General features: G+C 63.4%; 21 protein-coding genes and 2 riboswitches. Of the genes, 4 read left to right on the top strand and 17 right to left on the bottom strand.

Annotated features, from left to right (window positions below; translation table 11 throughout):
• Positions 1-46 precede the first annotated feature (46 nt).
• The 4 genes from ACF8FG_RS17365 to ACF8FG_RS17350 form a co-directional block, all read right to left on the bottom strand.
• Complete coding sequence (locus ACF8FG_RS17365) at positions 47-1384, bottom strand: MFS transporter (RefSeq protein ID WP_014591602.1); 1338 nt, start codon at positions 1382-1384, stop codon at positions 47-49.
• Positions 1385-1564: 180 nt separating this feature from the next.
• A complete protein-coding gene (locus tag ACF8FG_RS17360; RefSeq protein ID WP_014591601.1) occupies positions 1565-2341 on the bottom strand; it encodes a ParA family protein in 777 nt (258 codons plus the stop codon).
• A 159-nt stretch (positions 2342-2500) separates the two neighbouring features.
• Positions 2501-4072 carry a sensor domain-containing diguanylate cyclase gene (locus tag ACF8FG_RS17355; protein ID WP_019437462.1) on the bottom strand — a complete coding sequence of 524 codons (1572 nt, stop codon included), beginning with the start codon at positions 4070-4072 and terminating at the stop codon, positions 2501-2503.
• A gap of 59 nt (positions 4073-4131) precedes the next feature.
• Positions 4132-4611: a hypothetical protein gene (locus tag ACF8FG_RS17350; RefSeq protein ID WP_019437463.1), complete on the bottom strand. Its 480-nt coding sequence runs from the start codon at positions 4609-4611 to the stop codon at positions 4132-4134.
• 133 nt (positions 4612-4744) lie between these two features.
• On the opposite strand from ACF8FG_RS17350, the gene ACF8FG_RS17345 reads away from it, so the two are divergent.
• Positions 4745-5242: a GNAT family N-acetyltransferase gene (locus ACF8FG_RS17345; protein ID WP_014591598.1), complete on the top strand. Its 498-nt coding sequence runs from the start codon at positions 4745-4747 to the stop codon at positions 5240-5242.
• Between the two features lie 55 nt (positions 5243-5297).
• On the opposite strand, the gene ACF8FG_RS17340 is transcribed toward ACF8FG_RS17345, so the two are convergent.
• The 8 genes from ACF8FG_RS17340 to lpxO all read right to left on the bottom strand — a co-directional run bounded on the left by ACF8FG_RS17340 (position 5298) and on the right by lpxO (position 14340).
• On the bottom strand, positions 5298-6086 hold the full coding sequence (locus ACF8FG_RS17340; RefSeq protein WP_019437464.1) for an ABC transporter ATP-binding protein: 789 nt from the start codon (positions 6084-6086) through the stop codon (positions 5298-5300).
• Complete coding sequence (locus tag ACF8FG_RS17335) at positions 6083-7099, bottom strand: iron ABC transporter permease (RefSeq protein WP_019437465.1); 1017 nt, start codon at positions 7097-7099, stop codon at positions 6083-6085. Before ACF8FG_RS17335 ends, ACF8FG_RS17340 begins: the two co-directional genes overlap by 4 nt.
• Positions 7099-8109: an ABC transporter substrate-binding protein gene (locus ACF8FG_RS17330; protein ID WP_019437466.1), complete on the bottom strand. Its 1011-nt coding sequence runs from the start codon at positions 8107-8109 to the stop codon at positions 7099-7101. The genes ACF8FG_RS17335 and ACF8FG_RS17330 overlap by 1 nt, the downstream gene beginning before the upstream one ends.
• A gap of 110 nt (positions 8110-8219) precedes the next feature.
• A riboswitch (cobalamin riboswitch) is annotated at positions 8220-8418 on the bottom strand.
• Positions 8419-8446: 28 nt separating this feature from the next.
• Positions 8447-9613 (bottom strand): DUF1624 domain-containing protein, encoded by a 1167-nt coding sequence (locus ACF8FG_RS17325; RefSeq protein ID WP_014591594.1) that lies wholly within the window; start codon positions 9611-9613, stop codon positions 8447-8449.
• A gap of 117 nt (positions 9614-9730) precedes the next feature.
• Positions 9731-11857, bottom strand: coding sequence for a TonB-dependent receptor (locus ACF8FG_RS17320; RefSeq protein ID WP_318078995.1), 2127 nt, complete (start codon positions 11855-11857; stop codon positions 9731-9733).
• Between the two features lie 108 nt (positions 11858-11965).
• A riboswitch (cobalamin riboswitch) is annotated at positions 11966-12174 on the bottom strand.
• A 155-nt stretch (positions 12175-12329) separates the two neighbouring features.
• Complete coding sequence (locus tag ACF8FG_RS17315; RefSeq protein ID WP_003250500.1) at positions 12330-12899, bottom strand: GNAT family N-acetyltransferase; 570 nt, start codon at positions 12897-12899, stop codon at positions 12330-12332.
• A 78-nt stretch (positions 12900-12977) separates the two neighbouring features.
• Positions 12978-13322 carry a carboxymuconolactone decarboxylase family protein gene (locus ACF8FG_RS17310; protein ID WP_014591592.1) on the bottom strand — a complete coding sequence of 115 codons (345 nt, stop codon included), beginning with the start codon at positions 13320-13322 and terminating at the stop codon, positions 12978-12980.
• A 118-nt stretch (positions 13323-13440) separates the two neighbouring features.
• Positions 13441-14340, bottom strand: a complete 900-nt coding sequence (gene lpxO / locus ACF8FG_RS17305) for a lipid A hydroxylase LpxO (protein WP_014591591.1) — start codon at positions 14338-14340, stop codon at positions 13441-13443.
• 158 nt (positions 14341-14498) lie between these two features.
• On the opposite strand from lpxO, the gene thpR reads away from it, so the two are divergent.
• A complete protein-coding gene (gene thpR / locus ACF8FG_RS17300; RefSeq protein WP_014591590.1) occupies positions 14499-15044 on the top strand; it encodes an RNA 2',3'-cyclic phosphodiesterase in 546 nt (181 codons plus the stop codon).
• Between the two features lie 7 nt (positions 15045-15051).
• Here the strand turns inward: thpR and ACF8FG_RS17295 are convergent, their stop codons facing one another.
• The 4 genes from ACF8FG_RS17295 to ACF8FG_RS17280 form a co-directional block, all read right to left on the bottom strand.
• Complete coding sequence (locus ACF8FG_RS17295; RefSeq protein WP_019437468.1) at positions 15052-17484, bottom strand: TonB-dependent receptor; 2433 nt, start codon at positions 17482-17484, stop codon at positions 15052-15054.
• A gap of 93 nt (positions 17485-17577) precedes the next feature.
• Positions 17578-18552: a FecR family protein gene (locus ACF8FG_RS17290; protein WP_070384044.1), complete on the bottom strand. Its 975-nt coding sequence runs from the start codon at positions 18550-18552 to the stop codon at positions 17578-17580.
• Complete coding sequence (locus tag ACF8FG_RS17285) at positions 18549-19055, bottom strand: sigma-70 family RNA polymerase sigma factor (protein WP_014591587.1); 507 nt, start codon at positions 19053-19055, stop codon at positions 18549-18551. Before ACF8FG_RS17285 ends, ACF8FG_RS17290 begins: the two co-directional genes overlap by 4 nt.
• Before the next feature lie 121 nt (positions 19056-19176).
• On the bottom strand, positions 19177-19773 hold the full coding sequence (locus ACF8FG_RS17280) for an NAD(P)H-dependent oxidoreductase (RefSeq protein WP_070384042.1): 597 nt from the start codon (positions 19771-19773) through the stop codon (positions 19177-19179).
• Positions 19774-19864: 91 nt separating this feature from the next.
• Between ACF8FG_RS17280 and ACF8FG_RS17275 the strand changes: the two genes are divergently transcribed.
• Positions 19865-20464 carry a TetR/AcrR family transcriptional regulator gene (locus ACF8FG_RS17275; protein ID WP_076403271.1) on the top strand — a complete coding sequence of 200 codons (600 nt, stop codon included), beginning with the start codon at positions 19865-19867 and terminating at the stop codon, positions 20462-20464.
• Between the two features lie 42 nt (positions 20465-20506).
• On the opposite strand, the gene ACF8FG_RS17270 is transcribed toward ACF8FG_RS17275, so the two are convergent.
• A complete protein-coding gene (locus ACF8FG_RS17270) occupies positions 20507-21412 on the bottom strand; it encodes an AraC family transcriptional regulator (RefSeq protein ID WP_070384040.1) in 906 nt (301 codons plus the stop codon).
• Positions 21413-21593: 181 nt separating this feature from the next.
• On the opposite strand from ACF8FG_RS17270, the gene calA reads away from it, so the two are divergent.
• Positions 21594-22646 (top strand): vanillin reductase, encoded by a 1053-nt coding sequence (gene calA / locus ACF8FG_RS17265; RefSeq protein WP_014591583.1) that lies wholly within the window; start codon positions 21594-21596, stop codon positions 22644-22646.
• Positions 22647-22668 lie beyond the last annotated feature (22 nt).

Here is a 22668-nt window from a genome sequence, read left to right as displayed (position 1 = left end):
CAGGAAGACTTTGTGAATGTGGGGCTGCAAGGCAGCCCCAGAAAGCTTAAACGGTCCTTCGGACTCCAGCTCGCACACCGTCCACGCCTACGTCATCATGCAAAGAAATCCGCGATGTTTCCGGCAACGCCAACCCGCCTACCAACGCCACCAGCGCAATCACCACCAGGTAGAATGCCGGTGCCAGGCTGCTGCCGGTTTGTCCGATGAGCCAGGTTGCCACCAGCGGCGCTGTGCCGCCAAATAGCGTGTAGGCCACGTTGTAGGTAATCGCCGAAGCGGTGTAGCGGGTACGGGTAGGGAAGCTTTCCGACAGCAATGCTGCGGTAACCACGCCGCTGCACAATGCCCCCACCGCTAGCAGGATCACCCCCAGCAGCGCACCCGACATCGAGCCAGAGCTGGCCAGCCAGTACGCCGGGAACACGCAAAGCATCACCCACAGGCAGGTAAAACCGATGGTCTTGCGCCGCCCCACCCGGTCCGAAAATGCCCCGGCCAGCGGGCAGCCGACCGCAGCGAACAGCAAGGCCACGGTGGTTACCAGCAGTGACTGCGCACGGGTCAGGTTGCCGACCAGTTGCAGGTAGGTGGCGAAGTAGGTGGTGAACATGTAGAACGACAACGCGGTCAGCGAAATGAACGCCCCCAGGTTGCGAATGACCCGGCCATGGTGGCGCAGGGTTTCTTTCAGCGGTGAATGCTCGTGCTCCTTGCCCTGGGCGACGGCTTCGCGGAACGCCGGGGTTTCTTCCATGCGCCAGCGCAGGTACAGGCCGACCAGTCCCAGCGGAGCGGCAATCAGGAACGGAATGCGCCAACCCCAGGCATTCATCGCCTCGGTCGACAGGCTGGCTTCCAGGCCATAAGCGATCACTGCCGCACAGGCAAAGGCGGAAAAGGTCGACACAGGCACGAAGCTGCCATAAAAGGCACGCTTGTCGTCAGGCGCGTGCTCCATCAGGTAGGCGCAGGCCCCGGCATATTCGCCGCCGGCAGAAAAACCCTGCAGGCAGCGTGCCAGGGTCAGCAGCGCCGGGGCTGCCAGGCCGATACTGGCGTAGGTCGGCAGCAGGCCGATCAACGTGGTTGAGCCGGCCATCAGCAAGATGGTCAGCGACAGGATGCGCTTGCGTCCCAGGCGGTCGCCCAAGGCGCCGAAGACGATGCCGCCCAAGGGGCGCAGGGCGAAGGCCACGGCGAACACCGCGAAGGTTTTGAGCAAGGCTACGCTGGCGTCTTCGCTGGCGAAGAACTGGCTGGCGATCAGCGTGGCGAGAAAGCCGTACACGGCGAAGTCGAACCATTCGACGAAATTGCCGATGGCCGAAGCGGCAATCACCCTGCGCAGGGTGGCGGGGGATACCTCATGATGTGCGGACATGCGGGTGCTCTCCGGTTTCCTTTGGCAGCCATGTTGAAAGTGGCGCAGTCGGGCCGCGCCATCGTTATTGTGCTTGCCAGTAGATAGCCGAGCGCTGCAAGGCGCTTTGTCGAGGGCGACCTCGGTATACCTGATTCGACCGGTGCAGCAGGTTACAGCCGGAGCAGCCCCAACGGCCTGTCAGGCCGCACGCTCAAGCACATCCAGCAAATCGATGAATTCCAGGGCCAGTTTATGCCGCGGCGCCAAATGCACCAATGGCACCGAGGCATGGTGCGATTCACGCATCTTGATCGAACTGCTCAGGTACACCGGCAGCACCGGCATGCCTTCGTTGCGCAGCTGCTCGACCAGGGTCTGGTGCAGCGCGGTGCGGCCGGCGAACTGATTGACCACCACACCTTCCACCTGCAGCGCGGGGTTGTGGTCCTGGCGCAGTTCTTCGACCTCGGCCATGACACTGTGCAGGGCCTGGCGCGAGAAACTGTCGCAGTCGAACGGAATCAACAGACGCTCGGCCGCCACCAGCGCGCTGAAGGTGTAGAAGTTCAGCGCGGGTGGGGTGTCGATGTAGATCCGCTCATAGTCCTCGCCCAGCGTCACCAGCAACTTGCGCAGCTTGTTGATCTTGAACTTGCTCTCCAGCTTGCTTTGCAGGTCGCTGAGGTCTGGGCTGGCGGTGACCAGGTGCAGGTTGCGGTAGCGGGTTTCGGTGATTGCCACACGGTGCTTCTTGCCGGCGGCGGTAACCGGCGACAAGGTCTGGCGGAAGAAGTCGGCGATGCCGGGTGGAATGGTGTCGTTGACCAGCCCGGTGAGGTAGAAGGTGGCATTGGCCTGCGGGTCGAGGTCGACCAGCAAGGTTCGGTAGCCCTCGGCGGCGCTGGCAGCGGCGAGGTTGCAGGCGATGCTGGATTTGCCGACGCCACCTTTCTGATTGAAAACCACACGACGCATGAGACGCTCATCCATGAAGTAAAAATGTCAGGTCGGGGTCAATCCTATGACTGAAACGCTGCAGTTTTATGACAGGAATTGTTACAAGCCACCGAATCATCGTTGCCTGTACCGGCATTTTCACGGGCAAGCCCGCCCGATGGGTACAACACAAGACGTTCAGGCAAAAGCGACCCGGTTGCGCCCCTCTTGCTTGGCCCGGTAAAGCGCCCGGTCAGCCTCGCCCAGTGCGTTCATGGGCTCGCCGTGAGTCTTGCCATCCCAGTGCGTCACCCCCAGCGAAATCGTCACGGCGCCCACCGATTCCACCGGCATCTCCTGTACGGTCACCCGCAACCGTTCGGCCACCGCGGCCGCCACGTTCAGGGTGGCCCCAGGCAGCAGTATCAGGAACTCCTCGCCGCCGGTGCGACACAACAGGTCACCCTCGCGGCAACAACGGCGCATGAGCTCCGCCAGTTGGCGCAGTACCTGGTCGCCCACTTCGTGTCCATGGCTGTCATTTATCCGTTTGAAATGGTCGATATCCAGCGCAATGGCTGCAAACTCCCGGTTTTCAGCCTCCAGTAACGACAGGCTGATTTCCAGGCTGCGGCGGTTGCCCAGGCCGGTCAGCGGATCGGTCTGGGCGTCCCGATTGAGCCGGCCGATACGCTCTTGCAGCAAGTTCAGGCTGAACAGCAACGCGCGCTTGAGCTCTGCCGCCTCGAAGTACCAGGCTCGCACCTGATGCAAGTGCTCGGCGGTACCGGCGCGGTCCATCGTGCGGGCACCGGCGGCGAGTTTCCACAGCGGGCGGGCGATGGTACGGGCCAGCCACCACAGCAGCAGGCTGCCAACCAGCGCCAAGGGCGCCGAACTGGCGATCACGTTCAGCACCAGATGGTGCAGCGGTGCCACCGTCTGCGCCAATGGCTGCTGCGCTACCACGCCCCAGCCGGCGCTCGGGACCGTGGCGAAGCCGGCGAGCATTTCCACGCCCAGGCTATTGGTCAACTGCCGGGTACCGCTGTCCAGTGTCGCCAACTGGTCGACCAGCGCATTGCCCTCCACCACTGTGCCTACCCGCTCGCTATTGGGGTGGTACAGCAGGCGTCGGTTGCGGTCGACCACATATAGGTACGAACCGTCCTTGTAGAAATGCTCGCCCAGCAGGCTGTTGAGGATGTTGCGTTCACGCAGGTACAGGCTGCCACCCACATACCCCAGGTAGCGGCCGTTGCGGTCGAAAATGGGTTGCGACAGCGCCACCACCAGGTTGTCCGCCGCCGACAGGTAGGGCGTGGAAACCAGTGGACGGCGTTCGTGCAGGGCTTCCAGAGCGCCGGGTGACTGCACGTGGGTGCCGACAAGGTGGCGTAGCGGGGCGGGGGATACTGCCAGCAGTACACCGTTGGCGTCGATCACGAAGGTGGAGTTGAAGGCCATGCTCTGGCCCAGTACGCGGTCGCTTTCCACCTGCAGCGCTGCGGGATCGCTCAACTGCCGGCTTTGCACGCTGGCGCTGAACATCAGTTGCTGCAAGGCGTTGCCAATGAAGGTTTCGGTGATGCTGGCCAGCTTGGTCGCATACACCCGGTTGGCTTCCAGGGCATTGTCGATCAGTAGCTGGCGCTGCACCCGGTAGCTGGCGAAATAGCTGGCGCACAGCATGACCACTGCGGTAAGGGCGCAGAGCACCAGAATGAGTGTACGTAGATCCAGGCGCAATCCATGCTTGGTGTGTGGCAATCCTGACCTCGGGTGATCGTAAAGGGCGGCTGAACGGAAGTTACCTTGGCGGGCAGCGCTCAAGAGCCTGCCTTGTCCAGCGCATCAAGCTCATCTTCCACCTGTTGCATGCGCTGCTCGACCACGGCCTGTACGTTCACATCGCGGGCGGTTTCGCGCATCAGGGCGGTGAGTTTTTCGCTCAAGCGTTTGCCGGCTTCGGTGTCTTCCAGGGCGCGAGCTTTGGCAGGGTCCTGGGTGGCGGCGACGATGGTGGCGAATTCGGCGTCGCTGAAGTTCTTTTCGCTGTACAGGCGGAACAGGTCCCGGCGCTGGTCCTCGACGGTGAGGTGCTTGCGCAGTACGGCCTGGATGGTCGCTTGCGACAACTGCGGATGACTGCGGCCCAACAGCGCGGACATGCGCTCGATGTTGTGCTTATAGGCGTCCTGCAGCGGCAGCTGGCTGAGGATCTGATCTTCACGGGAGGGTTTCTGATCGCAGGCGGTGAGTGCAGCAGCCAGCAACAGGGGTAACAGCAACTTCGGGAGGCGAGGCATGGTGTGGCCTGGTCGGGCAGTGAAGACTGATGATTATACCGATGTCCGCCTTGCCACGACGAGCCCTGTGATTTGCCTTGAGCGGCACGCTACGGTAGAACCGTGCGCTCCCAACCACACTGGCAATAGCCCGATGCCGAACTGGACCCTGCAACCTGTAGCGCGTGAAACCATTGCCGAAGTGCTGGCGTTTGTCGACAGCGCCCGGCGCGCGCTTTTCCCGATGCTCGCCAACGCACCCTTGCCGCATGACCTGGCGCATTTCGCCGACACTTACCTGGACGGTGCCGGCTGCTTTCTGGAAGCCCGTGAGGGTGGGCGGCTTGTTGCGGTGATCGGTTACTTGCCCTATGACCATCGCTTTGCCCAGCTTGATTACTGCGCAGAGCGAGTAGTCGAGGTGGTGCGGCTGTTCGTGTTGCCGGCCTACCGCAGGCATGGCCTGGCTGCTGCCTTGTTTGGTGCCTTGCGCGAACGGGCGATGCAGGCAGGCTTCGACTGCCTTTACTTGCATACTCATCCGTTTCTGCCGGGTGCCATTGCCTTCTGGGAGCGGCAAGGGTTCACGGTGGTGGATGTGGAGCAAGATCCGGTGTGGCAGACCACGCACATGCAGTTGCGATTACGCTGAGCTGTGGGAACGTGCCTGTTGGCGATGACGCAAGAGCATGGGCAGGCTACCAGGTTCAGGGGGCGCGAAAGCGCAGGATCCGCGCGCCGTCGAAAGGGTCGATGAGGTAGTGGGCGTGGACGCCGAAGGTGCTCAGCAGGCGCTCTGGGGTAAGCACTTCGAAGGGTTTGCCGAGGGCGACCAGACGGCCCTTGTCGAGAACCGCGACACGGTCGCAGGTCAGCGCCTGGTTGAGGTCATGCAGCGCCACCAGGGTGGTGACCGGCAGCGCCTGCACTTGTTGCAGCAGGCTTAGCTGATGCTGAATGTCCAGGTGGTTGGTCGGTTCGTCCAGCAGCAGCACCTGCGGCCGTTGGGCCAGCGCGCGGGCGATGTGCACACGCTGGCGCTCGCCACCGGACAGCGACCCCCACTGGCGCGTGCGCAGGTGCAGGGCGTCGAGGTCGGCCAGGGCTTGCTCGACGATGGCGCAGTCTTGCCGGGAGAACGGTGCCAGGGCCGAGAGCCACGGCGTACGGCCCAAGGCAACCGCGTCGAACACACTGATCGCATCGAGGGTGTCGGCCTGCTGCTCGACCAGCGCCAGCGCCTGGGCAACACGTCGGCGGGGCATCTGTGCCAATGGCTCACCCAGGAGCTGCACGCTGCCGCAGGCGGGTGTGCGCAGCCCTGCCAGCAACTTCAACAGCGAAGATTTACCCGAGCCGTTGGGGCCGACGATGCCCAGGGTTTCACCGGCGACAACGCGAAGGTCGATATCGCTGAGCACGGTATTGCCGGCCAGTTGCAGCCCCAGCCCATGGCAGGTCAGTGGAGAGATGCGAACAGTTGCCATGGCTGTCATGGGCGCCCCCGACGGCTGACCAGAATCAGCGCGAATACGGGGGCACCGATCAGCGCCGTAACCACGCCCACCGGGATCACTTGGCCGGTGATCAGCGTGCGCGAAAGAATGTCTGCCGCAATCAGGAACAGCGCACCACCCAGTGCGCTGGCGGGCAACAGACGGCTGTGCCCGGGGCCGAGCAGAAGGCGCAGGGCATGGGGTATAACCAGCCCGACAAAACCGATGGCGCCGACAATGGACACCATCACAGCCGTCACCAGCGCTGCACAACTGATCAGCAGCAACTGGGTGCGCCGCACCGGGATGCCCAGCGAGGCGGCCGAATCGGCCCCGAAGGTAAAGGCATCCAGCGCACGGCGATGCCACAGGCACACCAGCAAGCCGAAAACCGCCACCGGTACGGCCAGCCACACCGAAGGCCAGCGCACGCCGCTCAGGTTGCCCAGCAGCCAGAACAGGATGCCGCGCGCCTGTTCGGCGGTGGCCGACTTGGTGATCAGGAAGGCTGTCAGTGCATTGAACAGCTGCGAGCCGGCGATACCGGCAAGGATGACCTGTGCATTGTTGCTGCTGGGGCCGGCCGCGCGGGCCAGCACCAGCACCAGGGCGAATGCGGCACCGGCACCGATGAAAGCCCCTGCGGACATGCTTAATGCCAGGCTACCCAGGCCCAGCAGGCCGACGAGCACCGCGCCGGTCGAGGCACCGGCAGACAGCCCTAGCAGGTAGGGCTCGGCCAGTGGGTTGCGCAACATCGCCTGCAGGATGACACCGCAGGTGGCCAGCCCGGCGCCGCAAGCGGCCGCGACCAGGGTGCGGGTCAGGCGGTAGTTCCAGACGATGCCGGCGTCGATCGGGTCCACCGGGTAGGCGGCTTGCCACAGGTGGTTGGCCAGCACCTGGCCAACCACGCTGGGCGACAGGTTGGTTTCGCCAATGGCGGTACCGGCCAGCAGGGCGGCCAACAGAGCGGCCAGGGCAACCGCGATGCAGGGTAAAAGGCGGATCATCACAGGGCTGCTTTACCGCTGGCGAAGGCCGTGGACAGCGTCTGCACGCCGCGGAACAGGCGGATGCCGGCCTGCATGGCGTCGGCGTCGAGGATAATGATGCGGTCGTGCTTTACCGCGTCCATGTTGCGGGTTACCGGGTCACTGCGCAGGAATTCGAGTTTTTTCTGGTAGTCGTCGGCGGGGAAACGGCGGCGGTCCATGCGCGCGATGATCAGCCAGGTCGGATTGGCCTTGGCCAGGGTTTCCCAGCCTACGCTTGGCCATTCTTCGCTGGACTCGACCACGTTGCGCACACCGAGGGTGCGCAACATGAAGTCGGCGACACCCTGGCGGCCGGCCACATAGGGATCGATGTCCAGGTCGGCGCTGGAGAACCAGAACAGCGCCGAAGTTGCCGACAGGTCCTTGCCGGCCAGTTGTGCCCTGGCGCTGTCGAGGCGCCCTTGCAACTCGGCGTTCAGTGCCGCGCCGCGGTCCTGAACGTCGAAGATCTCGGCCAGTTGGCTGACGCTCTTGTAGATGCTGTCTACCTGGAACGCTTGCAGGCGGGTGCCGTCTGCACCGACCAGGTTGTCCTTGCCCTCGCAGTCCGATGGCAGCACGTAGGTGGGGATCTTCAGCTCATCGAACTGCTCGCGGGTGGCGACCACGCCCTGGGCACCGACCATCCATTCGAACTGCGCCGCGACCAGCTGCGGGCGCTTGCCGACCACCGCCTCGAAGCTGGGGTCGTTGTCGGCCAGGCGCGGCACCTTGGCGTTCACCGCCTGGTATTCCGGCAATACGTTGTTGAACCACAGCGAGGTGCCCGCCAGCTTGTCACCCAGCCCCAGGGCATAGAGCAGCTCGGTACCGGCCTGGCCGATGGTGACGGCGCGCTGCGGCGCCTGGGCAAAAACCTGCGGCTTGCCGCAGTTGTCGACCGTCAGCGGATAGTGGGTGGCAGCGGCCTGGGCCAGGCCAGTGAAGCCTAGGCCAGCGAGCAGGGTGGCGAAACGGGGCAGCATGCTGGGCGATCTCCTATCGGACAGTTCTGGTGAGGAACGCACGGACAGGCATCGCCGAGCCCCAGCGGGTGGCTGGGGCAACACGGATGGCCAATCCCGGACACCCCGCCGGTTGGTGAATGTAGGCCGGCAGGTCTCCTGACTGGTGCGTCACGGCCCGGCTCCGGCCTTCCCGGGCGGTAGGCCCAGTGGCATCGATGGAGCAGGCTCGGCACCTACAGTTGCGGGGGCAGTTCCGTTTGGCCCGTATTGGCAGGCCTGGGATTCCCTGTTAGTTCCGTGGTGGAAACCGGCGGCCCGCATGGTAGACCATCGCGTCACCAGGTGAAAACGCTTTTCAGAAGTACTTCAGCCAACGGATGTCACGGCGACGCTGCTTCAGGCGGGCGAACCCGCGCACCGGCAGGTACAGCGAAACCGCCAGCAGTACTGCGCCCAGCCATATCGCTGCAACACCGTCGAAACCGAAGTAGTCGCCATGGTTGAGCCCGAACAGCGCCACGCAGGCCAGGTACAGCAGCTTCAGCACATACAGGTGCAGCAGATAGAAGAACATCGGTGCCGCACCGAACACCGCCAGGGCAGTGATCCAGCGCGCCTGGCCGGCCCGCTCGAAAGCGCGTAACAGCAGCAGGCCGCAGCCCAGGGTCAGGGTCAGGAACAGCAGCGACGGTGGGTATTTGGTGATGTTGAAGAAGCTCATCAGGGTTTGCGTGAAGGTTGGGTAACCGCTCCAGGGTGCCTCACCGTAACCGTTGAACATGCGCAGCAGGACAAAGCCAAGCAGCGCGAGCAAACCTGCCACCAGCAGGTTTTGCTGGCGCTGGCCGGCATCGCTGCCGCGGGCGAACCAGGGCCCCAGGCCGTAACCCAAGGCGATGACGCCGATCCACGGCAGTACCGGGTAAGACGTGCGCAGGTGCAGGTTTTCGGAAAACGCCAGCCAGCCGCGATCATGCAGGATTGCCCACGGCACATGCAGGGCTGAATCCACGCCAAAGTGCAGGCCGTCGAGTAGGTTGTGGCCGGCGACGATGCTGGCGCCAAGGGCGAGCAGCGCGGCGCGCGGCAGCCACACCAGCAGCGACAGGGCGATCATGCTGACGCCGATGGCCCAGATCACTTGCAGATAGATCACGCTCGGGGGCAACTGGAAGGTCCAGGCGAAGTTGACCAGGGTGAACTCCAGCACCACCAGGAACAGCCCGCGTTTGAACAGGAACGCCGAGACGTCGCCACGGCCCTGATGCTTCTCGCCATACAGCCAGGCCGAAAGACCGGTCAGCAGGACGAACACAGGCGCACACAGGTGGGCGAGGGTGCGGCTGAAGAAAAGCGCCGGTTCCGTGGTGTCTATGGCCATGGGGTCGCTGACCTGGCGGTGCAGGAGGAAAGTCTCGCGGACATGGTCCAGGAGCATGAACAGGATCACCAGGCCGCGCAGGGCATCGATGCTCTGCAGGCGCTGGGTGATCAGCGTGGGCGTGGCGCTGGCACTTGTCATGGGGTATCTAATAGGAATTGATGTCATGTGAAACGTTATCGTATAACAAGGCGATGAAAGAGGGGTAGGGGTTTTTGTGTGGCCAGTGCCGGGCTCTCGCGGCACAAGCCACCCAGATCAGAAGCTGTAATCCACCGTCGCGAAGTACGACCGTGGTATCCCCATCAACCACTGCTGCCCGCTGAACGCCGCCTGCACATACTCGCGATCGAACAGGTTGTTCAACTGCAACCCCAATTTCACATCCGGCAACACCTGCCAGGCGATGTTGGCATCGACCACGGTGTACCCGGGGGCGCTCTGGGTATTGGCGGTATCGGCATAACGCTCATCCACATAGCGCGCCCCAATGCCGGCCTCGACCTGCTGGCCGAAGCCTTTACTCAACCAGAGGTTGGCGGTACGCCGTGGCACGTTGGCCGGCCGGTTGCCTGCGCGGTCCTGCGGCAGGCCGCCGACCATTTCGTCGAAGTCGTCGTACTTGGCGCGTACCAGCGATGCGTTGGCCGACACCTGCCACTGATGGGCCAGGGCCAGCTCCAGCGTCGCTTCCAGGCCATCGGAGGTCTGCTGCCCGGCTTGTTGCTTCTCGTGGGTGATCGGGTCGTCCACCAGCAGCTTTTTCTTGACGATGTGGTAGGCGGCAAGCGTCCATTCGCCACGTCCCTCCCAAAAGCGCTGCTTGAGACCTGCCTCGGTCTGCTTCGCCTCGGTCAGGTCATAGTTCATCTGCGCGGGGCTGAGGCTGATGAGGTTGTTGACCCCGTCCTCACTGGTCGAGTACTGGCCGTACAACGACAGGTCGTCGTTGAGTGCGTACACCAGCCCGACGCGCCAGTTGCCCCCGTGCAGGCTGCGATCGCTGCGGCTGTCGTTGGTCAAGTTGTTGCGGTCGATGTGGTTCTGGTCGCGACGCACGCCGGTAACCAAAGACAGGCGATCGCTCAATTGCAGGCGGTTCTCGGCAAACAGGGCAAAGGTATGGGTGGTCGAGAGCGTTTGCGGCCGCAACGGCGAGTCGCTATGGAACCCGCCGGGCTGCGGCTGCCACGGGTCGAGGTAGTCGCCGCCCACATCGTTGTAGGGTGAATTGCTGTCGACGTTGAATCGCACCTTGTTGTACTCGGCACCGAGCACGGTCTTGCTGGCCAGGCCGAACAGGGTGTGGTCGAAGGTGAAGGTTTGACGGTCGCCGAACTGTTCCTGGTTGTGCTTGATTTCCAGGTAGCTGCCGCGCAGCAACTGCTGACGCCCGGCGTCCCAGCTGTAGTCCTCGGCGTTGCGCCAGTGGCGGCGGCTTTTGATGTAGTAAAGCTGGTTGCTGGCGCTGAGCTGGTCGTTCAACGCCCAGTCGGTCGTGAGCCGGGTCCATTCATCAACGTACTGCTGCACGTCATTCTGCACGTTGTAGTTCTTTTTGCGCAGGCTGCTGTGGTAGTGGCCGTCGATCAGCGGGGTACCGTAGTAGTTGGCAGGTTGTGCATCGCCGCGGTCATGGGCCAGCGTGAAGCTGAGGTCATCACTGGCGTCAAAACGCAGCGCGGCGCTCAGGGCCAGGCTACGTGAAGCGGTGCGGTCGACCCAGCCATTGCCGGCCTGTTGGTTCAGCGTCAGGCGGTAGCTCAGGCGTTCGCTGAGGCTGCCGCCGCTGTCCAGGCCGAGCTGCTGGCGGTCCCACGAGCCGTAACCCAGGCGCAGGTGGTTGCGCACCTCGCCGGCAAAAGGTTTTTTCGGGATCACGTCGATCACTGCGCCGGTGGCGCCTTCGCCATGCACTACCGAGGCCGGGCCGCGAATCACCTCGATGCGTTCGACCATCCACGGGTCGACCGGGAAGGTCTGTGTGCCGGCACCGGTGTACAGGCGCGCGCCGTCGAACAGGGTCATCACTGAGCTGTGGCCGGCAAAGCCGCGGGCAGACAGGCCTGTACCGCCGTCCCCCGGGGAGCCGACGAAGGTGATGCCCGGCGAGCGGGTCACTGCATCCTGCACCGTGATGTTGTTGCGCTGCTGAATCTGCCGTTCGCTGATACTGCTGGTGCTGGCCGGTGTTTCCAGGGCGCTGAGGCCAAGGCGCGAGCCGGCCCGGGTCGGCGTGGCCAGGTCGATGGTGCGGCTGTCCAGGGTGTCGGTGATGGCCGTGGAAGGCAGGGCCAGAGGCTGCGGGTCGCGGTCATCAGCCAGCGCCGGCAGGGCAACGGCCAGGCAGGCCGCCAGGGGGTGAAGTTTGAACATACGGGACATGTCGTTCCACTGCTGCAGGAATGAATGGATCCCGGTGGAAAACACGCAAAGGCGAACCATGCAGGCAGGCGCGCGCACGGATTCCGGCCTGCGCCCGCCCACCGCGGGTTGCCAAGTGAAGCTCCAGGCCGGTCTCCGGGCTTGCGAGGGGCATGAAACCTTCACCTTCCCATGCTTGAGCACAGTGGTATCTCGAAGGGTTCACTCGCTTACCGTTGCGGGGGCAGCACCGGACTTGTCGTGGGCAACACGACGCACCGGTTTCCCGTTTCACCCTGCGCGCGGCGGCGCAGGGCACCTGAAACTGACCCGCATCTGACCATTGAAAGGCTGGGGCGTCAAATGTTGGTGTGCTGTGAATGCTGAGAAAAAACAACAGGTTGTGCGTTCTTTCGGCGCCGGAGCCCCATTCGGCAAGAACATCAGGCCCCAGCGTGATGAGTTGGCTGGGGAGGCAGGCTTGCCTGAAAAGCTAGCGCCCGCGGCGCCGCGATACCCGTGCCTCGATGTTCTTGCGCCCGATCAGCAGCGGCGGCTTCTCCACCACCGGCTCATCCGCCAGCCATTTGTACATCACCAGGCAGTCCACCAGCCCCAGGCGGGCATGACGGTAGGCCTTGGGCAAACGGCCGACTGTTTCAAAGCCCAGCTTGTGCCATAGCGCCACGGCCACTGCGTTGGTGGCTACCACCGAGTTGAACTGCAATGCCAGAAAGCCTTCCTGACGCGCCAGCTTTTGCGAGTGCTCGCACATCAAGCGCGCCACGCCCCGGCCGCGCGCCTGTTCGCAGACCATGTAGCCGCAATTGCCCACATGCGCACCAGGCCCGGCAGCATTGGGCTTGAGGTAATACGACCCCAGTAGCTCGCCATCTTCTTCGGCCAACAGCGTGTGCAAGGGCAGCTCCAGCCACAGCTGGCGGGCCTGCTCGAAGCTCAGCGCCGGGTCGAAAGCGTAGGTTTCACGGGCTTGGACAATGGCCTGGAAGGTGGGCCAGAAACGATCGAAATCTTCCGGCGTCATGGGGCGAATGTGGATCATGCGGGTTCCTGCGCGGGGTGAGCCGCCCAGTCTGGGTGGCGCGGCGCCGTCGCGCAAGGGCGCCGACGCCGTTTGTGCTCAACCGTTGGCCTTGCCCACCGCGTCCATTGCGCGGGCCGAGTACACCAGCGCGGCACCGGCGTTCATGGCCACGGCCACGCCGAGGGCCTCGGCAATTTCCTCGCGGCTGGCACCCGCTTTGACGGCCTGTTGCGAATGCACGGCGATACAGCCGTCGCAGCGGGTGGTCACAGCCACGGCCAAGGAGATCAGCTCGCGGGTCTTGGCATCCAGGTGGTTGGTCTTGGCGCCTGCACCGCTGGCGGTCATGTAGCCGGCTACGGTGTCGGGGGAGAGTTGCTTGAGATCGCCGATGCCGGCCATCAACTGCTTACGGTAGGCGTCCCAGTCCATCATGCTCATCGTCTTCACCTTGGAGGGTTGCGAGTGGAGCTTTCAGGCTAGTCGAAGCGTGGCACGTGCGAGGCGGTACTTTGGTGGGTAAACGCAGGTCACTCGTACAGTGGCCTGCGTTGAGCCTTCAGATGTAGATGAACACCAGCACCAACGCCGCGACCACTGCCCATTTTTCCAGGTAGTAGCGCATGCGGTTGCGCTTTTTCAGCGCCTTGCCACGTTCGCGGATCTTGTAGATGCGGGTGAACAGGCGGTTGATGCCACCGGTCTTGTCGCTGGCATCGTTGGGCGCTGCGGCAGCGGCCATCACGTTGCGGCTGAACCAGCGGTTGAACGCAGTTGCCCAGCGGTACTTGAGCGGGCGCTCGACGTCGCAGAACAGGATGATGCGGTTGTGCTCGGTGGTGTTGGCCGCATAGTGGATGTAGGTTTCATCGAAGATCACCCCCTCACCATCGCGCCACGCGTATTTCTCGCCGTCCACGTCGATGTAGCAGCCGTCGTCATTCGGCGTGTCCAGGCCCAGATGGTAGCGGTACGAGCCGGCATACGGGTCACGGTGGCGCACCAGCTTGGCTCCCGGAGGCAGGGTAGCGAACATGGCGGCCTTGACCGTGCCGATGCCTTGCAACAGCTCGGTCGTGCGCGGGCAAAGGGCCATTGCCGACGGGTGGCTTTCGCCATACCACTTCAGGTAAAAACGTTTCCAGCCGGTCTTGAAGAACGAGTTGAAACCGACATCATCGTAATTGTCGGATTTCTTGATTTCGCCTACGTGCAGCAACTGGCGGCCTTCCTCACGGATCTCCTGCCAGTGGTCCTGCAGCGGTTTCAGTTCTGGGAAGGCCTCGACCGGCAGGTAGGGCTTGGCCGGGTGTTTGGAGAACAGGTACAGGAAGGTGTTGATCGGGGCCAGGAAGCTGGAGTGGTCGCCCAGCTGGCGAGTCAGCTTGTGGCGAACCCGACCGCGCAGGTGAACATAGGCGATCGAGAAGACGAAGATAAGTACGAGTGCAATTTTCATGGACGTTTACTTGTCGAAAAATGGCCATGCTCCGAGGCATGAGCCCGCCAGCATAAACAATCATGGGGGTAGTTTGTACTTATTGTTATGAAACTGCGGGGCGACATTGGTGTAATACCCTACCGCCTTGCGCAAACGTTTCATGTCAGGGAGTTTGTATGGTTCAGGATATACGTCCCAGCGGTAGCCCGTTCAAGCGGCTGTTCTTCGCCTTGCCGGTCAGCGACGCGCAGCGCCGTGACCTGGCCCAGTGGCGGCGCGGGCTGAACCTGCGCAGCGGCAAACCGGTGCCGGCGGCCAACTTCCACGTCACGCTGTTGTTCCTCGGCGATGTAGATACCGCCCAGGTGCCTTCGATCTGTGCGGCAGTCGATCAACTGGCGCTGCCGGCCATGGCACCGCGGCTTCTGCTTGACCGCTTGCAGGTGTGGCAGCGGGCCGGCGCGCTGGTGCTGGAGCCACAGCAGACACCGCCAGCCCTGTTGCAACTGGTGTACGGCTTGCAGCAGGCACTGCTGCCGTTGGGGGGGGAGGCGGCCAACCGTGAGTATCGGCCACACTTGACCCTGTCCAGGGATTACCGCGGGCAACCACCCGAGGCCAGCAGCGCGCCGGAGTTCTACCTCAGCGCGCGCCACTTCACGCTTTACGAGTCGCGCAAGGGCGCTTACCGGCCCTTGGCGCAGTGGCCGCTGGCAGGCTGACCCGGGGTCAGAGTTGCGGGGTGTATTTCACCGTCAGCATGAAGTTGCGTGGCTCGCCATAGTTGTTGCTGCCATTGAGCTGGTTGAAGCCTGCAACCCAGTACTTCTTGTCGAACAGGTTGTTGGCGTTGACGGCAAGGTTCACTTCGGGGGTTAGCTGGTACGCCAGGCGTGCGCTCCACACGGTATAGCCAGGCACGGTGTAGGTACGCTCGTAGCCGAGGGTGTGGCTCTGGGTGGTGAAGCCCAGGCCGGTGCTCCAGCGCTGGCCGTCCAGTGGCAGGGTGTAATCGGTCCATGCACGCAGCATGTGCTTGGGTGTCCACTGGCTGAAGGTGCGGCCTTTCTCGTCAGGGTCATCGAGGAACTTGGTGGTGTTGTAGGTGTAGCCTGCGAACAGCTGCAGGCCACTCAGCACTTCGCCGCTGATTTCGGCTTCAACGCCTTGGCTGCGCACCTTGCCCGCTGCGGTGGAGCAGTACCAGTCATCGCAGGCGAAGCCCGAGGCTACGTCGGTGACGGCGCGGTTTTCCTGGTCGTAGCGAAACAGTGCGATCGAGGCGTTGACCCGGCCTTCGAGCAGTTCGCCCTTCAAACCCGTTTCGTAGTTGCTGCCGATCACCGGTTTGAGCGGCGCATTGCCCACGGCGCGTTCGGTTTGCGGTACGAACACGTCGGTGTAGCTAGCGTACCAGGCCCATTCGCGGGTCAGGTCATAGACAAAGCCGGCATAAGGGGTGACTTGGCCCGTTTCGGTCATGCGGCTGGTGGGGTAGCGGGTACCGGCGTCGGTCAGGCTCTCGAAGTCGATCGAATCCCAGCTGTAGTCGAACCAGCTGACACGCGTGCCGAGGATCAAAGTCAGATCCTGGGTAGGCTTGATGCGCCAGGCGCCATACAGGCCCTTCTGGCGGATGTCGTAGCTGGCCCTGTTGGAGCGTGCAGCGTCGCCATCGAATACGCTGTCGCGGCTGGGCTCCGGGCGGTCATGGTCGATGTCGAAGATGTTGCCGCCGGCGTCGAAGTTGCGCCAATAGGCGTCATCCGACGTCAGTTTGGAATAGTTGCCTCCCACGGTGATTTCGTGGGCCAGGGGACCGGTGTTGAAGTGGCCTACCACGTTCATGTCCAGGCCCAGCTTGGTCGAGTGAAAATCGGTGAGCCAGTCGGCGTAGGTGATGCCGCTGCCGTCAGGCGCAACGCCCTGGCGGGTGCTTTGCACGCGCTGGTGGGTGGATGTGTTGGTTTCATCCATGCGTACGGCTGCGGCCTTGAAGGTCCAGTCATCGTTGAAGCGGTGTTCAAGGTCCAGGTAGTACGTGGTGACGTCGGTTTCTGCGCGGCTCCAGCGGGCGCCGGTGTAAGTCGAACGCGGCAGGTCGACCGGTTTGCCACTGGCGTAGCGTGGGAGGCCGCGTAGCATCGGCCGGGACTGCTGACGGTTGTAGCTTATGCCGCCGCCCACTGTCGTCGCATCGGTCAGGTCGATGTCCAGCGAGCCGTACAGCGAATGGTTTTTGCTCCAGACATAATCGATGAAGCTGTCGCTTTGGTCCTCGTCAGCGACAAGTCGCCCGCGCACACGGCCGTCGGTCGTCAGCGGGCCGCCGGCATCCAGCTGCAGGCCATAGTGGTCCCAGGAGCCAGCTTTGCCTGTCAGCGTAACGGCCGGCGCCGTTTGGCCACGCTTGCGCACCAGGTTGATTGCGCCACCTGGGCTGCCGGTGCCTTGCAACAGGCCCGAAGCACCGCGCAGCACTTCCACCCGGTCGAAGAACACCAGGTCCTGGGTTGCCCAGTTGCCCAGCGAATAGTTGTTTCGCGTAATTGGCACACCGTCGTATTGCCAGTCATCAATCTGAAAGCCACGCGAGGTCACGACCACGCCAGGGCCAATGCCCTGCGCGCCGACAATGCCCGTGGTGTGGTTAAGCGCGTCCTGCAAGTCGGTGATGCCCTGGTCATCCAGTTGCTTGCGCGTGATGACGGTGACTGACTGGGGAATCTCCTTGAGGGTGTGCGTGCCTTTGCCCAGGGTCACCGCGCGGGCGGCATACGACCCGGTGCCTTCGCTGGTTGCACCCACATAGTTGTCGGTGATGCTGGTGCTGCCCAGTTCCATGACGTCGCTGCCCAGATTGCCAGCCGCCACACTGAAATGGCCCTCGGCGGAAACCCACAACTGCAAGCCGCTACCGGCCAGCGCAGCTTGCATGGCCTGCTCGGCACTCATGTGGCCGACCACGGCAGGTGCCTGCTTGCCGCGCACCAGTGCTGGCTCCAGCGCGATGATGTGGCCGCTCTGGCTGGCGATGCGGTTGAGCGTGTGAGCCAGGCTGGCGGGTGGCAGGTCGAACACTTGGGTCTGCGCCTGGGCAAGCACGTTGAAGCTGGCCAGGGCAGCGACCAGAGGCAGGGCGCGGGGCAAGGGGTTGTACACGGATTACTCCCGAATGAAGTGGCTGTCAGGAGGTATGTGGGATGAGCAAAGAAAACTTGCCACGATTGCGAATGATTTTGATAAATATTTTTATCAGGCGGATTTCAGGTCGATCAACATCAGCCATTGGCCATAGCGCTGCACGCTGATTGGAAGGGCCTCGGCCAACGCCTTGAACGCTTGCTGTGGCTGGTCCAGATGAAATACGCCCTGCACCCGCAGATCGCGTGCCGCGGGGGCGAGCCGGATGTAGCCGCGCTGGTAGGGGCGCAGCGCGTCGATCACCACATGCAGAGGCTGGTCGAGGACCTCCAGGCGGCCCTCCAGCCATGCAGCACGTTGCTGTTGCTCGCCTGTCAGGCGTTCTATGGTGTTGTTCCGTAGCAGGGCAGCCTGCCCTTGCTGCAGCTCCGCCCACTGTCCATTGGCCAGACTGGCGCGGACGCTGTGCTGCAGTACCACAACACGTGTGGCGTCCTGCTCCTGGCTGACCAGAAACCGCGTCCCCAACGCCTGCACTTGCCCTTGCGCGGTGCGCACGCGCAAGGGGCGCAACGGATCGCGCGCAACCTGGATCAGCAACTCGCCGTGACGCAGCACCAGAAGGCGCTGTCCGGCATCGAACTGCACGTCGACCGCACTGGCGCTGTTCAGGCTCAGGCGGCTGCCGTCTGCCAAGGTAAAGTTGCGCCGCTCGCCAAGGCCCGTGTGCAAATCGGCCAGCCATCCTTGGGTGGTGTCGCTGCGCCATCCACCCCACAGCGCCGCGCCGAACAGCCCCAGACTGGCCATGACGCCAACTACGTCACGCCGTGAGCGAGTAGGCTGCATCAGCAATCGGCGTGCCTCTGCTGCTTGGCCAGGGGACCGCTGATCCAGGGCGAGCAACGCCGCGAACGGATGGCCAAGGCGTTGCTCCAGGCGGTTCCAGGCCTGTTGGTGAGCGGGGTCTTGCTGCAGCCACAGCCTGACCCGTTGCAGCAGCGCCGGGTCAGGCGTAGCGGCCCTGAGCTCGACCATCCAGTCGATGGCCTGCTCGCTGACCCGGTCCAAGGCAGGCCTGCTCATGCCTGCACCTCGCACAGGTAACATTGGCGCAGCGCCTGTTTCATGTAGCGGCTGACAGAGCGTTCACTGATCTGCAGCTTTGCCGCGATGTCGGCGTAGTGCATGCCGTCGAGCTGGCTGTATAGGAAGGTGGCTTTGACGACTGCCGGCAAGCCGTCCAGTGCCTGATCGATGCTCACCAGGGCCTCGATCAGCAGCAGTTGCTCCTCGGCCGATGGCGCTACGGCCTCAGGCAGCAGAGCCAGGTGCTCCAGGTAGGCCTGCTCGAGCTGGCGACGGCGATGGCGATCGAAGATCAGCCGACGGGCGATGACGGTGAGGTAGGCGCGAGGCTGCTGAATGCTGTCTGGGTCGACACGTGCGCTGAGCATCTGGCAGAACGTTTCGGCGGCGGTGTCCTCGGCGTCGGTGTGGTTGCGCAGGCGTTTCTGGATGTGCTGGAGCAACCAGCGATGGTGGTCGCTGAAGAAAAAGCCCAGTTTACGGGTCGATGTGCTGTCCAACGCCTGGCTTCCGGCTGTGAGTGTGAATCGTTCTCAATGGTAGCCGGGTCGTCTGATTTCCTGTAATGGGTGGCTTGCAGAACCGAGGCTGCCGCTACTTGAGTAGCGGCACTGCGCCGGTTCAGGCTGCGGCCTGGCAATCTGCAAACAGTTTTTTGCCCAAAGCGTGTGCGTGGTGCAAGTGGGGAAGCTGGTCAGACCCTTCGCTGTCATCCAGCAATGTGGAACTGAGTACTTCTGCGCCGCAATAGTCGAAGATGCCGTGCTCGATCTGCACGCGCATCGCCTCGCCATAGCCATGCCGCTCGAAGGTGCCTGTATCGGCACCTGCAATGCCGACCAGGTGAACCTTCATGCCGCGCAATTTCTTGACCGTGGTGCCCCCTTCATAGTCGAACGCCCAGCCGTTGCTGAATACCCGCTCGACCCAGCCCTTGAGCAAGGCCGGCAGCGACCACCAGTAGATCGGATAGACCAGCACCAGGGCATCGGCGCGCTCGATGCGTACCTGCTCGTTGAGTACATCGGCCGGCGGTGCTGCCAGCCGGCGGTGCACGGCATGGTCTGCCAGGCTGAAGCGGGGGTCGAAGCCTTCGCTGGCCAAGTCGGCGATTTCGCTGCTGTGGCCGACGCTGGCCAGGCCGTCGGCAACCTGCCGGGCCAGCGCGTGGGTGAGGGATTGCGGGTCATGGTGACCGACGACGATAAGAGCGTGCATGGTGGCTCTCCATTCAAGGATGCAGGGTGGCCTGAAGCGTTATATACTCCAGGTAAGTTACGATTAGTAAGTTACTTTTGGTAGGTAATCGATGTCAAGCGATGATCAAGCACGTTCCCGCAAGCGCCTGAGCCGCGACGACCGACGCAGGCAGTTGCTGGATATGGCCTGGCAATTGGTGCGGGAGGAGGGTACCGATGCCTTGAGCCTGGGCCGCCTGGCCGAACAGGCGGGGGTGACCAAGCCGGTGGTCTACGACCATTTCGAGACCCGCAACGGGCTGCTGGTGGCGCTGTATCAGGAATACGATGCGCGTCAGTCGCAGATGCTGGCGCGAGCGTTGGCCAGCTGTGAAGCCAGCCTGGCCAGCCGCGCCCGGGTGATCGCCGAGGCCTACGTGGACTGCGTAATGAGCCAGGGCCGGGAGATACCTGGGGTGTCGGCAGCGCTGGCCGGGTCGCCGGAAATGGAGGCGCTGAAGCGGGCGTACGAGCAGCCGTTCCTGGACAAGTGCCGTGAAGCCTTGGCCGGGTTTTCGCCCAGCGGCAATGTAGGGGTTGCCGGCATGCGCCTGCTGGTGGGGGCAGCGGATGCACTGTCCCAGGCGGCTGCAGCAGGGGAACTGGAGGCCGGGCAGGCCAAGGCTGAGCTCAAGGCCGCAATTATCGCCATGGTCGAACGGCAAACATGAAGCGCCGACCACTGTGTGGGCATGCTTGATAAACTGGCTTCGCTACACAGGCAAGCTCAGATAGGGCTGTTCATCCCCCGGGCTGCGCTCGAACTGGCGCTTGTACTCGCGACTGAACTGCGAGGTGCTCTGATAGCCCACCCGGTGCGCTGCCTGCGCTACTCCCAGGCCTTCGCCGATCAGCATCTGCTGCGCCTTGAGTAGCCGCAAGCGCTTGAGGTACTGCATCGGTGCCATGTCGGTGCAGCGCTTGAAGTGTTCATGGAAGGTCGAAACGCTCATGTTGGCCCGCGCGGCCAGTGCCTCCACGCTCAGAGGCTCGGCGTAGTGCTCGCGCAGGTGGGCGAGGGCGGCGCCGATGCGGGCGAAGTGCCCCTGTTGCTCCACCAGTGCTCGCAACACACCGGCCTGCGGGCCGCGCAGCGCGGTATACAGCACCTCGCGTACGCGCGCCGGGCCCAGTACCTTGGCGTCAAGCGGGTCCTGCAGGCAGTGCAGCAGCCGTTCCACACTTTCGCGCATTGGCGCATCCAGTGCTGCGGAGGTCATCGATTGCGGTGTTTGCGCCTGTACTGCAGCGTCCGGCACCAGGCCCATGCTCTGCACCAGTTCACCTAGCACGCCACGGTCGATGTCCACCGCCACGCCCAGCAATGGCGCGTCAGGGGTGGCGAAGGTTTCGCACATGAACGGCACCGACAACGCCTGCACCAGGTAATGCCCGGCGCCGTACTCCAGGGTGCGCGGCCCCAGGCGCGCCAGCTTGCTGCCTTGGGCCAGGATCATCAGGCTTGGTTCGTAGATCTGCGGGCTGCTGGCCACATAGTGGTCCCAGCTCAGCACCTGTACCTGGGGCAGGTGCGTGGGCACAAAGCCTGGGCGCGTGGCGAGGCTGCGGATCAGTGCGCAAAGCGGCGCATTGGCGTCGACGTGACGGGTCAGTTGCATGGTGGACCAAGGGCAGAGAATCAGACAGTTTGATCATCGCAGATTGAGGGCGTGGCGCCAGGTGTTAGATGACTCCTTCGGAGAATCAGGCATGCATGCCGGAGAATCAGCCGTGGGCGAGGCGGCGAACGACGCGCAGAATGCGTCGCCTGAATCGTTTCACTTCACTGCGAGGCCCTGCATGTATACCGCCATCGGTTACGCCGCTCAAACCCCCACCAGCCCCCTGGCCCCCATGACGTTCCAACGCCGCAGCCCGCGCCCGGATGACGTCGCCATCGACATCCTGTACTGCGGCGTGTGCCACTCCGACATCCACCAGGCGCGCAACGAATGGGGCATTGCAGTGTACCCGCTGATGCCGGGCCACGAGATCATCGGCCGGGTCACGGCGGTGGGCGACAAGGTCACCGCGCACAAGGTCGGTGACCTGGTAGGCGTCGGCTGCATGGTCGACTCGTGCCGTACCTGTGAAGCCTGCGCCAAGGACCTGGAGCAGTATTGCCTCGAGGGCCCGACCATGACCTACGCCACCCCGGACCGGGTCGACGGCAGCAACACCATGGGGGGGTACTCCAGCAGCATCGTGGTCAGCGAGCACTTCGTGGTGCGCATACCGGCCGGCATGGACCTGCCCAGCGCTGCCCCTATCCTGTGTGCCGGCATCACCACCTATTCGCCGCTCAAGCACCACGGCGTTGGCCCGGGCCACAAGATCGGCATCCTCGGCATGGGCGGCCTGGGCCACATGGGCATCAAACTGGCCAAGGCCCTTGGGGCGGAAGTGACCCTGTTCACGCGCTCTCAGGCCAAGGCCGAGGAAGCGCGCCGCCAGGGGGCCGACCATGTGATCGTCTCCACCGATGCCGAGCAGATGCGCGCCGCTGCTGGCCGTTTCGATTTCCTGCTCGACACCATTCCGGTGCAGCACGACCTCAACCCGTACCTGGAAACGCTGAAGTTCGACGGTGTGCACATCCTGGTCGGCCTGATCGAACCGATCGACCCGGCATTGCATGCGGCCAACCTGGTGATGAAGCGCCGGGTGCTGGCGGGGTCGTTGATCGGGGGCATTGCCGAGACTCAGGAAGTACTGAACTTCTGCGCCGAGCACGACATCCGTTGCGATATCGAAATGCTGGATATCCGCAACATCAACCAGGCCTACGAGCGGATGATTGCCGGTGATGTGAAGTACCGGTTCGTGATCGACATGGCCACGTTACAGGGCTGATGGATCGGTTGCCTGCACGGGC

The organism is Pseudomonas sp. YQ_6 (assembly GCF_043103245.1).
Classification (GTDB): domain Bacteria; phylum Pseudomonadota; class Gammaproteobacteria; order Pseudomonadales; family Pseudomonadaceae; genus Aquipseudomonas; species Aquipseudomonas alloputida.
Note: the sequence above shows the minus strand (reverse complement) of the source record. Positions and strands in the feature narration are given on the sequence as shown.

Excerpts from the sequence above, each read along its gene's own strand:
- ACF8FG_RS17270 (WP_070384040.1), bottom strand. The coding sequence starts at position 21,412 with ATGCAACTGACCCGTCACGTCGACGCCAATGCGCCGCTTTGCGCACTG.
- ACF8FG_RS17350 (WP_019437463.1), bottom strand. The coding sequence starts at position 4,611 with ATGCCTCGCCTCCCGAAGTTGCTGTTACCCCTGTTGCTGGCTGCTGCA.
- thpR (WP_014591590.1), top strand. The coding sequence starts at position 14,499 with ATGGTTCAGGATATACGTCCCAGCGGTAGCCCGTTCAAGCGGCTGTTC.
- lpxO (WP_014591591.1), bottom strand. The coding sequence starts at position 14,340 with ATGAAAATTGCACTCGTACTTATCTTCGTCTTCTCGATCGCCTATGTT.
- ACF8FG_RS17330 (WP_019437466.1), bottom strand. The coding sequence starts at position 8,109 with ATGCTGCCCCGTTTCGCCACCCTGCTCGCTGGCCTAGGCTTCACTGGC.
- ACF8FG_RS17320 (WP_318078995.1), bottom strand. The coding sequence starts at position 11,857 with ATGTCCCGTATGTTCAAACTTCACCCCCTGGCGGCCTGCCTGGCCGTT.
- ACF8FG_RS17340 (WP_019437464.1), bottom strand. The coding sequence starts at position 6,086 with ATGACAGCCATGGCAACTGTTCGCATCTCTCCACTGACCTGCCATGGG.
- ACF8FG_RS17310 (WP_014591592.1), bottom strand. The coding sequence starts at position 13,322 with ATGAGCATGATGGACTGGGACGCCTACCGTAAGCAGTTGATGGCCGGC.
- ACF8FG_RS17280 (WP_070384042.1), bottom strand. The coding sequence starts at position 19,773 with ATGCACGCTCTTATCGTCGTCGGTCACCATGACCCGCAATCCCTCACC.
- ACF8FG_RS17315 (WP_003250500.1), bottom strand. The coding sequence starts at position 12,899 with ATGATCCACATTCGCCCCATGACGCCGGAAGATTTCGATCGTTTCTGG.
- calA (WP_014591583.1), top strand. The coding sequence starts at position 21,594 with ATGTATACCGCCATCGGTTACGCCGCTCAAACCCCCACCAGCCCCCTG.
- ACF8FG_RS17290 (WP_070384044.1), bottom strand. The coding sequence starts at position 18,552 with ATGAGCAGGCCTGCCTTGGACCGGGTCAGCGAGCAGGCCATCGACTGG.
- ACF8FG_RS17360 (WP_014591601.1), bottom strand. The coding sequence starts at position 2,341 with ATGCGTCGTGTGGTTTTCAATCAGAAAGGTGGCGTCGGCAAATCCAGC.
- ACF8FG_RS17335 (WP_019437465.1), bottom strand. The coding sequence starts at position 7,099 with ATGATCCGCCTTTTACCCTGCATCGCGGTTGCCCTGGCCGCTCTGTTG.
- ACF8FG_RS17345 (WP_014591598.1), top strand. The coding sequence starts at position 4,745 with ATGCCGAACTGGACCCTGCAACCTGTAGCGCGTGAAACCATTGCCGAA.
- ACF8FG_RS17325 (WP_014591594.1), bottom strand. The coding sequence starts at position 9,613 with ATGACAAGTGCCAGCGCCACGCCCACGCTGATCACCCAGCGCCTGCAG.
- ACF8FG_RS17275 (WP_076403271.1), top strand. The coding sequence starts at position 19,865 with ATGTCAAGCGATGATCAAGCACGTTCCCGCAAGCGCCTGAGCCGCGAC.
- ACF8FG_RS17365 (WP_014591602.1), bottom strand. The coding sequence starts at position 1,384 with ATGTCCGCACATCATGAGGTATCCCCCGCCACCCTGCGCAGGGTGATT.